This window comes from Xanthomarina arctica (genome assembly GCF_014638915.1).
In the GTDB taxonomy this organism is placed as follows: Bacteria; Bacteroidota; Bacteroidia; order Flavobacteriales; family Flavobacteriaceae; genus Xanthomarina; species Xanthomarina arctica.
In genome coordinates, this window is record NZ_BMFQ01000005.1 from 1 (window position 1) to 10,907 (window position 10,907).

The 10,907-nt window shown below is 34.1% G+C and carries 7 protein-coding genes; all 7 read left to right on the top strand.

Annotation, left to right across the window (positions count from 1 at the left end; all coding sequences use genetic code 11):
- Positions 1 to 133 precede the first annotated feature (133 nt).
- Complete coding sequence (locus tag IEV77_RS17185) at positions 134 to 961, top strand: hypothetical protein (RefSeq protein WP_188467119.1); 828 nt, start codon at positions 134 to 136, stop codon at positions 959 to 961.
- A gap of 161 nt (positions 962 to 1,122) precedes the next feature.
- The gene (locus IEV77_RS17190) at positions 1,123 to 1,686 is read left to right on the top strand and encodes a hypothetical protein (RefSeq protein ID WP_188467121.1); all 564 of its coding nucleotides are present in this window, start codon (positions 1,123 to 1,125) and stop codon (positions 1,684 to 1,686) included.
- 326 nt (positions 1,687 to 2,012) lie between these two features.
- Positions 2,013 to 2,324, top strand: a complete 312-nt coding sequence (locus IEV77_RS17195) for a DUF6660 family protein (RefSeq protein ID WP_188467123.1) — start codon at positions 2,013 to 2,015, stop codon at positions 2,322 to 2,324.
- A gap of 119 nt (positions 2,325 to 2,443) precedes the next feature.
- Positions 2,444 to 6,778 carry a CusA/CzcA family heavy metal efflux RND transporter gene (locus IEV77_RS17200; protein WP_188467125.1) on the top strand — a complete coding sequence of 1,445 codons (4,335 nt, stop codon included), beginning with the start codon at positions 2,444 to 2,446 and terminating at the stop codon, positions 6,776 to 6,778.
- A gap of 4 nt (positions 6,779 to 6,782) precedes the next feature.
- Positions 6,783 to 7,988 carry an efflux RND transporter periplasmic adaptor subunit gene (locus IEV77_RS17205; RefSeq protein ID WP_188467127.1) on the top strand — a complete coding sequence of 402 codons (1,206 nt, stop codon included), beginning with the start codon at positions 6,783 to 6,785 and terminating at the stop codon, positions 7,986 to 7,988.
- A 2-nt stretch (positions 7,989 to 7,990) separates the two neighbouring features.
- Positions 7,991 to 8,407, top strand: a complete 417-nt coding sequence (locus IEV77_RS17210; protein WP_117881269.1) for a Fur family transcriptional regulator — start codon at positions 7,991 to 7,993, stop codon at positions 8,405 to 8,407.
- A gap of 55 nt (positions 8,408 to 8,462) precedes the next feature.
- Positions 8,463 to 10,415, top strand: a complete 1,953-nt coding sequence (locus tag IEV77_RS17215; protein WP_188467129.1) for a heavy metal translocating P-type ATPase — start codon at positions 8,463 to 8,465, stop codon at positions 10,413 to 10,415.
- Positions 10,416 to 10,907 lie beyond the last annotated feature (492 nt).

Genomic DNA, 10,907 nt, shown 5'->3' on the forward strand with positions numbered 1-10,907 from the left:
ATAATTGCGGTTTAGTGCTTAATCAAAGGTCGTTGCGTGTTTGTAACGTCTGATTTTCCTTCGGAAAATCCTCGCATACAAACCCGCAACTATTCTTATACATAAACGTTACCTGCCATTTAAACCCAACTAAATGAAATTAATAAACATTTTGATTTTTCTTATTATTGTCTCTTTATCAAGTTGCAAATCAAAACCAGAACAATCCAAAAAAAACTATGAATTAATAACAGAAAATGATGGAATTTTAATTGAAAAATTTGATTCTACAATCGTTGACGAAAACAAATACAACCAAAATAACATAATCTACAAAGTCGGCAATAGTTTCAAATATAAATTTGAACATATAACACAAAACAATGATATAAAATTTTTCAATTTAGGAGAAGATAATAACAGTTGGGAATTTGTGGATTTTGAAAACTCTGATTCCACTACTATCAAATCTGTAAAAATTCAAGTCGCAAATGGAAATCCAATGGCAGACCACGTCCCTGATTATAATCAAACCGTTTTGATGTATAAATTTGAACAAGAAAAAACATTTTCAATGTCAGGTGCAATCGAGAATGAAGGAAATGTTTGGATTCATCCACCAAGAGATAAATATTTTGAGATTTTAGAATTAAACCCTTTTCCATACATTAAAGCACCTTACGAAATCGGAACAAAATGGACTTGGAATTTAGGAATTGGTGACCATTGGTCGGACGAGCGTTGGAAAATCTGGGAAGGACAAATCGAAAACACATACGAATATGAAATTACGGACAAACGAACTTTAAAAACGGACTTAGGAAATATTGAATGTTTTGTCATAGAGGCTAAAGCAAAAAGTAAGATTGGACAAACAAAACTTACTGCCTATTTCAACACAAAATATGGTTTTGTAAAATTAGAATACACCAATATTGACGAAAGTAAAACGAATTTAGAACTTATAGAATACTCCGAATAAAAAAACGGCAGGTAACACTGTATATAAAAAATGCGTAGTTTAGTGCTAAATCAAAGGAAAGTGCGTACTTGCTTTCATCCGATTTTCGTTCCGAAAATCCGCTGACACAAGCACGCACTTTTCATATACAAAACCGTTGTATGCAATTAAAACCAAACTTTATGAATAGAAATTTATTGATTTTACTACTAACAATTTTTACTCTTAATTCTTGTCAATCACAAACGAAAGACAAGACCAAAATGAAAAAAACCGAATCTGGAGAATTTTATTCAGAAAGCGGAAATTTTATAATTGATTTTCCGATAAAACCGACTTTGAGAGTTATAGATAATCAAATCGGAATGGATAAATATAAAATCTATAATTATCAAGCTGTTGCTGGACAACAAATGATATATATGGCAGAATACATTGATTTTCCTGAATATATAATTGAATCTTGGGACAAAGACCAAGCTTATAACCAAATTTTAAAAACGCTTGAGGCAAAATATGGTGGTGTTTTTGACCTGACAAAAAAAGAACCAACTGAACAAAACAACCTTAACGGAATATACTTTGAATTTTCTTTAAACCCAAATGCCAATGTTCCAAAAGGAATGAAAGGCGGAATAAAAGGAAAAGTGTTCTTTGTTGGAAATAGGTCTTACCAATTGACATATTTTGGCGAAGAGCAAGAACTGATTGAAAACTATCTGAACTCATTTAGATTACTAAAATAACTGCATACAACACCGTATATAAAAAATGCGTAGTTTAGTACTAAACCAAAGGAAAGTGCGTACTTGCTTTCATCCGATTTTCCTTCGGAAAATCCTCTGACACAAGCACGCACTTTTCATATACAAAACCGTTGTGCATAATGCGGAAATCGAACATTTGAACTAAAATAGCCAACGCGCAAACAGCACATTCATTTTTTGCCAACGCTCAAAAAAGCCAACGCTCTAAAAATAAAAGAGCTGTTTCTTCCCACTGCACAAATCCGAACAAACCAATGAACATCTTTGCAACACCATTGCATTAATAAATTCATATATTTGCATCAATGAAACATTTAGCATTCATATTGTCAATTTACATTTTCGCACTTAATGTAGCACCTTGTGCGGATTATGTTGTGATTGATGATGATGCTAAAACTGAAATCTCACAAGCTATGGATAACGACCACCAGCACCAAGATTCAGATTTATGTTCCCCTTTTTGTATTTGCCAATGTTGCCATATTAGCGCAACTTATATGCAATTTGTAGATTTAAAACTCGATATTACTCTTATTTCTACTCAAGATTTTCTCTACTTAAATGGTACAGAAAAAGATTTTACCACTTCTATTTTACAGCCACCAAGGGCATAATTCAGTTTTTTAAAGGATAGCTATATCCTAACGTAATGCTTTTTAACGTGAGTATTGCTTCACATTTAATGTTCGCTCTTGCGTGGATTAATAATTTCAACTGAATTAACACCTTTTCTATGATTAATAAAATCATTGATTTTTCAATCAATAACAAATTCATTATTGGTTTGCTAACGCTAACCATTGTAGCAGCAGGTATTTGGAGTATGACCCAAGTGCCTATCGATGCTGTTCCAGATATTACCAACAACCAAGTACAAGTCATTACACAAGCACCAAATTTAGGAACGCAGGACATTGAACAATTTGTAACCTATCCTGTAGAAGTTGCAATGAGTAATTTACCTGATGTCAAGGAAATCCGTTCTATTTCACGCTTTGGCTTATCTGTTGTAACCATAGTTTTTGATGATGCTATGGGAACATATTTACCTCGTCAATTAGTATCTGAAAAATTAAACGAAGTAAAAGAAGAAATTCCAAATGGTTTTGGCACACCAACAATGGGTCCAATATCTTCGGGATTGGGAGAAATTTACCAATACACACTTAAAGTAAAACCAGAATATAAACACAAATATTCCATTACAGATTTGCGAACGATGCAAGATTGGATTATCCAACGCCAAATGGCAATGGTAGAAGGTGTTGTTGAAGTTAACGCCATTGGTGGTAAAATCAAGCAGTACGAAGTTGCTGTTGACCCAAACGAATTAAAGGCAATTGGTATTACAATTACCGATGTTTTTGAAGCTCTCGAAAACAACAACCAAAATACAGGTGGTGCATATATCGAAAAAAACCACCAAGCCAATTTTATTCGAGGCGAAGGTTTGGTGCGCAGTTTGGAGGATATTAAAAATATTACAGTCAAAAATTCAAATAACATTCCTATTACCGTTGGCGACATTGCGACAGTTCAATATGGTGCTGCAATCCGTTATGGTGCAATGACGCAAGATGGCGATGGCGAAGTAGTTGGCGGAATGGTTATGATGCTAAATGGTGCTAATTCAAACAAAGTAATTAAAAATGTAAAAACCCGAATTGCTCAAATTGAAAAGTCCTTACCAGAAGGTGTTACCATCGAACCCTTATTAGACCGAAGTAAACTAATTGCAGAAACCACATCAACCGTCTCAACCAATCTTATTGAAGGTGCTTTAATAGTAATTTTCGTTCTTATCTTCCTTTTAGGAAATTGGCGAGGTGGTTTAATTGTAGCTTCCACTATTCCATTATCCTTATTATTTGCTTTTATATTAATGAATGTTTTTGATGTTTGGGCAAACCTAATGAGTTTGGGTGCAATAGATTTCGGGATTATCGTTGATGGTGCTGTAATTATTGTAGAAAGCACCGTTTTCCTAATAGCTTCCCAACTCTATAAGAAGAAAAAATTGACATCTAAAGAACGTGATGGCATCGCTTCCAGCGCATCAAAAAAGATGATGAACGCTGCCTTTTTCGGTCAACTTATCATCTTGATTGTATTTCTTCCCATTTTAGCTTTAGAAGGGATTGAAGGTAAGATGTTTAAGCCAATGGCATTAACTTTCATCTTTGCTATGATTGGAGCAATGGTACTTTGCTTGACGTATGTACCAATGATGTCTGCTTTGATTTTAAGAGCACCAAAATCTGATAAAAAATCCTATGGCGATAAATTTGTGCATTGGGTAGAACGTAAATACCAGCCTTTATTAGAAAAATCTTTATCCAAAGGAAAACTAATAATAGGTGTTTCGGTGGTTCTTTTCGGAATTGCTGTGTTTACGTTCAGCAAAATGGGTGGCGAATTTATACCACAACTCGATGAAGGCGATATTGCTTTTCACGCTATTCTAAAACCAGGCAGTTCACTTACAGAAACTATTGAAACAACAACTAAAGTTGAGCAAATTATAAAAGCAAAATTTCCTGAAGTTGAAAAAATAGTCAGTAAAATTGGTGTTGCCGAAATTCCAACCGACCCAATGCCAATGGATTTAGCAGATGTTTTTGTAATTCTAAAACCTAAAAGCGAATGGACTACTGTTTCGACAAAAGATGAACTCATTGAAGAAATAAAGAAAGCAGTTGAGATAATTCCTGGAGTAAACTATGAATTTACCCAACCCATAGAAATGCGTTTTAATGAATTACTCGAAGGTGTCCGTGAAGATATTGCCATAAAAATTTATGGAGAAGATATAAATATACTGTCACAAAAAGCAGAAGAAATTACCAAAATAATCGCAGGAACTGAAGGTATTGGCGATATGAAAGCGGAAGCAACCACAGGCTTACCACAAATGACAATTACCTATAACCGAAGTAAATTAGCACAATACGGACTTCAAATAAATACTTTAAACCAAATCGTACAATCTGCATTTGCAGGTGGAACAGCAGGCGTTATTTTTGAAGGTGAAAAACGTTTTGATTTGGTGGTGCGTTTAAATTCTCAAAATCGAACAGATATTTCAGATGTTCAGAATTTGTATATCAATTTACCCTCAGGAACTCAAATTCCGCTTCGTGAAGTTGCAGACATCAGCTACAAATCTGGTCCAATGCAAATAAGTAGAGATAATACCAACCGAAGAACGTATGTAGGTATTAATGTGAGAGGTCGTGATGTAAAATCGTTGGTAAATGAAATCAAGGAAAAATTAGATGCTAACCTCGAACTGCCATCAGGCTACTTTATTAGGTATGGTGGTGCTTTTGAAAATCTGGAACGTGCCAGCAATCGCTTACAGACCGTTGTACCAATTGCGTTACTACTAATTTTCGTACTGATATATTTTGCATTAAAATCACTTCCACAAACTTTAATGATTTACATCGCAATCCCAATGGCAACCATTGGTGGTGTTTTTGCATTATGGTTAAGAGATATGCCATTCAGTATTTCGGCAGGAGTTGGTTTTATTGTCTTATTTGGTGTTGCTGTTTTAAATGGCTTAGTAATGATTAGCGGATTGAACGAGCTAAAAGATGAAGGTGTTACCAATCTTAAAGATAGAATTATAGAAGGTACAAAACGAAGAATAAGACCTATTATGCTAACTGCCTTTACAGATGTATTAGGGTTTTTACCAATGGCAATTTCATCATCGGCAGGTGCCGAAGTACAAAGACCATTAGCAACAGTCGTTATCGGTGGATTGTTAACTTCCACTTTATTAACCTTGTTCGTCTTACCAATTTTATATCATTGGGTGGAAAATAAATCGTTCACCTTTAGACCTAATAAAAAAGTAATTACAGTTACTGCAATGATTGCTTTTATATTCTTGTTGCCTTTCTTCGGAAATGCGCAAGAAATGAATAATTCGTTGTCAGAAATTTCAATGGATGAAGCTGTAAAGATTTCAAAAGAAAACTATCCAAGTTTAAAACAAAGGCAGTTGGAAATTGAAAAACAACAACAGTTAAAAGGTACTGCTTATGATTTTGGTACAACCCAAATCTTTACAGGTGGCGAAGAAATCAATAATGGAACAGGTATTTATACAACGGTTGGCATTGGACAATCAAATATTGACGTCTTTGGTATTGCGCCAAAACGAAAATTACAGGAGCAGCGAATTTTATTGGCTAAAAAAACCTTTCAACTTTCAAAATTAGAATTGGAATTAGAAGTTAAAAAAGCGTGGTCAAAAGCCTTTCAAAGTAAACAGAAATTCAAACTGTATGCAGCATTAGATTCCATTTACACCAATTTTGAAAAAGCGGTTGAATTAAATTACGAAGTAGAAGCCATTTCAAAATTGGAATATTCGGCAGCTAAAAACCAAGCACTACAAGTTCAAAACAAGTTTTTGCAAGCAAAGAGCGACTATCTAATTGCTTTACAGCAGTTGAATCTTTGGCTCGTTTCCGAAGAAACATATACAGTTCCTGATGAATTTGATGCAATAAATGAAATTGACGTAAACGACTTTAATGCAAAAGAACATCCTTTATATAACCTTGCGCAAATTCAAATTGATGAAGCAGAAGCAAATTATAACGCTGCAAAAACCGAAAATCTACCCAAGTTCAATTTACAAGGTGGTTTGCAAAAAGTAAACGGAAATTCTGGTTTTTATACCTATCAAGCAGGTATCTCAATTCCATTTTTATCAAGTACAACAAAAGCGAATATAAGAACAGCAAAAATTGACAAACAAATTGCTGAAACTAACATTCAATTCAGACAAAACGAAGTTGAATCTAAATTTATACAAGCCAAAGAAAACTATTTAAAGTGGAAAACATCGTGGCTCTTTTATAAAGAACAAGTATTACCACTTACAAAAGACCAAAAAACAGGCGCATTGTTCGCTTACAAAGAAGGCGAGATTGATTATTCGGCATTTACACAACTTATAAAAGAAGCTATTCAGAGCGAAATTGAAGCACAAGCAGCTTTGGCAAATTATTTAGAAAGCACTTTTGAATTACAATATTTTAAAAATTAAGATTATGAAAAACACATTATATATCATATTGACAGTTTTAATACTTTCATTTTCAGCAACCTCTTGTGGCAATAAAGAAAACCACAATGAAGAAGATGGACACGCGCACGACAAGGAAACCAATACTAATACTGAAGAAGAACATCACGACAGCGAAGAAGTTATGTTATCCTCACAACAATTTGAAGCCTTAAAAATGAAGATTGACACCATTACCTCACGCAATATGAGTGGCTATGTAGAAGCAAACGGAACTTTGGAAGTGCCACCACAAAATGAAGCTGCCATAACTTCGGTTGTTGGTGCAAATGTTGTTTCTATTGAAGTGATTGAAGGCGACAAAGTAAACAAAGGTCAAGTTGTTGCATACCTTTCACATCCCAATATTATACAAATGCAAACCGATTATTTGAATGCGTATAGCAACAGCACTTTTCTAAAGAAAAACTATGAACGACAACAAAAATTATATGATGCAGGTGTAGGCTCTGGTGCAAATTTTCAAAAATCAGAAGCAGAATATGACGCATCAAAAGCTATGGTTAATGGAATGGCAGCACAGTTAAAATTGTTGAATATTAATTCAAATTCAGTCGCAAATGGTACGATAGCGCAACGTGTGGCATTACGCAGTCCCATTGAAGGTTATGTGCAAAAGGTGGAAGTGAAAACAGGACAATATGTTGAACCACAAACTGAACTCTTTGAAATTGTAGATACGCATCACGTTCACGCAGATTTAATGGTTTTTGAAAAAGATGTTTACAAAGTAAAAAAAGGTCAAAAAGTTACCTTTAATATACAATCTATTGAAGATGATGAATTGAGTGCAGAAATATATTCCGTAAGCAAAACTTTTGAGGATAACCCAAAAGCGGTTCACGTTCACGCAGAAATTGAAAACAAAAAAGGAAATTTAATTCCAGGAATGTACATTCAAGGAAGAATACAGACAGAAAGCACTAAAACAATGGCATTACCAGAAAGTGCTATTGTAAAAGAAGGCGACAAATTTTATGTGTTTTCAGTTGAAAAAGAAAATGTGGATTGGAGTTTTAAACCAATTGAGGTTATTTTGGGAGATAAAGATGGCGATTGGGTAGCAATTCAATTTCCCGAAGAAATAGCACCAAATACAAAGTTTGCTTATAACAATGCGTACTACCTAATTGCAGAAATGAAAAAGGGCGAAGCAGAACACGCACATTAATTATGCAAACAATAGAACAATTATTAGAGTCAAAAGATATACGAGTTACGGCAATGCGATTACTTATTTATAAGTTTCTTGCACAAAAGCAAGTAGCGGTAACATTAAGCGATATTGAAAACGCTTTTGAAAAAGCAGATAGAACAACTTTGTACAGAACGGTTAAGACATTTGAAGAAAAAGCAATCGTTCATCAAATAGATGATGGCACAGGAATTACCAAATATGCACTTTGCGAAAAAGGTTGTAATTGCGAAATTGAAACCGATTTACATTTACATTTCCATTGCAATAATTGCAATGAAACCGTTTGTTTAACAGAACATAAAATCCCACAGATTAAAGTGCCAAACGGGTTTATTTCCGAAGATATAAATTTGGTAGTAAAAGGTATTTGCGATAAATGTAGTGGTCAATAAATGCACTTCCATTGCACTTATTTTTTAAGCATCTTTACAATATAATTGAATATAAATGAAAAAGAAAAAACTTAATTTAAAAGACCTAAATCCAAATTCTGAAAAAGAACACAGTCACGATGATGGTCATAATCACGGAAGTGAACCGAATAATTTTAAGGCATATATTCCAGCAATAATAAGTTTCATAATGCTTATTGTTGGTATTGCTTTAGATTACTTTGATGTTGCATTTTTTAAAGATTGGATTCGCATTATTTGGTATAGCATCGCTTATTTACCAGTTGGATTTCCAGTTTTAAAAGAAGGTTGGAATAGCATAAAAAAAGGCGATGTTTTTACAGAGTTCTTTTTAATGTCAATTGCCACAATTGGCGCATTCATTATTGGCGAATATCCCGAAGGTGTTGCAGTTATGTTATTTTATGCAGTTGGCGAATTGTTTCAAAATGCAGCAGTCAACAGAGCAAAATCTAACATAAAAGCGTTGCTCGATGTAAGACCAAACGAGGCTTTGGTGTATAGAAATAATGATTTTATTTCGGTTAATCCTGAAACTGTAGAAATTGGCGAAAAAGTACAAGTTCGTGTTGGCGAAAAAGTGCCATTAGATGGTATTTTACTTTCTGATAAAGGTTCGTTTAACACAGCAGCTTTAACAGGCGAAAGCAAACCTAATACGATTTCCAAAAGTGAAAAAGTTTTTGCAGGAAGTATTAATCTCGATGGTGTGATTGAAATTGAAACCACTAAAGAATTTAAAGACAGTTCTATTGCCCGAATTCTGGATATGGTCCAAAATGCGACAGCTCGAAAGTCGAAAACGGAATTGTTCATTAGAAAATTCGCAAGAATTTACACACCAATCGTTGTATTCTTGGCAATTGGAGTTACGTTTTTACCATACTTTTTTGTAGATGATTATGTATTTAGAGATTGGTTGTATCGTGCCTTGATTTTTCTTGTGATTTCGTGTCCTTGTGCGTTGGTAATCTCAATTCCATTAGGATATTTTGGTGGATTGGGTGCAGCTTCAAAAAATGGAATTTTATTTAAAGGTGCTTCATTTCTCGATGCAATGACCAAAATAAACACGTTGGTTATGGACAAAACGGGAACAGTTACAAAAGGCGTTTTCAAAATAAAAGAAGTAAAAGCAATTGGTTGGGAAGAAACTGAATTTATGAAGTATTTAATGGCAATGGAAGAACAATCCACACATCCTATCGCCAAAGCTATTTTAGAATACAAAGCAGATGGCGAAGATTTTAATGCAACCGAAGTTTCAGAAATCGCTGGAAAAGGTTTGAAAGGAATCGTTAACGGAAAATCTGTTTTAGTTGGGAACAAGACTTTGATGACTGCCAATAATATTGAAGTCGCAAAAGAAACCAACTCTATTGTAGAATCGATTGTTTTAGTTGCTATCGATAAAAAATTTGCTGGTTATGTAGTTATTGCAGATGAATTAAAGGAAGATGCAAAAGAAACAATTATTAATTTACGTAAGGTAGGAATAACAACTATTATGATGCTTTCGGGCGATAAAGATTCCATTACCCAAAAGGTTGCATCCGAATTAAATATCAAACAAGCCAAAGGTGGATTATTGCCCGAAGATAAATTGAATGAAGTAGAAATATTAAAGAAAAACTCTGAAAACAAAATTGCTTTTATTGGCGATGGAATAAATGATGCGCCAGTTTTGGCAGCAAGTGATGTTGGAATTGCAATGGGTGGTTTAGGAAGTGATGTTGCGATAGAAACCGCAGATGTGATTATTCAAACAGACCAACCATCAAAAGTTATAAGAGCAATACAAATAAGTCGTTCCACTCGAAAAATCGTATGGCAGAATATAGGCTTGGCATTTGGAGTGAAAGTGATTGTGTTGATTTTAGGAGCAGGTGGATTAGCTACAATGTGGGAAGCAGTTTTTGCAGATGTTGGTGTGGCACTTTTAGCAATTTTAAATGCAGTTAGATTACAGAAAATGAATTGGGATTGAGTAACATTGCGTAAAAATTTGGTGCTAAATTGAAAAATCGATAACCGAAATGCCAACGCTTAAGCCATACACATTTACAGTCGCATCATCCAAGCTTCGCCAAAACTGTAAAAGAGTATGTCTTGCCAACACTCACATCTGAACTAAACAACAAACATCGGAAAACCAAGCTGAATGTGAAAATCACTATGCACAACAATGTATATAAAACATAGCTATTACAGGCTTTCCGAGAGGTTTTTGCTTATTTATTAAGTCCGCCAATTTTTTATTTTTGTATATTTATAAAATTAAAGATAAATAGAAAAAATAAAAAATCGGCTCGTGTTTAATCCGAAACGATAGTGTCTTTTTAGACGCTACGTTTCATATACGGAGACGTTGTGTGTCATTTGAGAACAGCGTAACTCAACGAAAATAGCAGTTCACTCATTTTGACTTTTTTGATTAATAATATTAAGAGACATTTGAGAAACTAAATTGAATAAAATG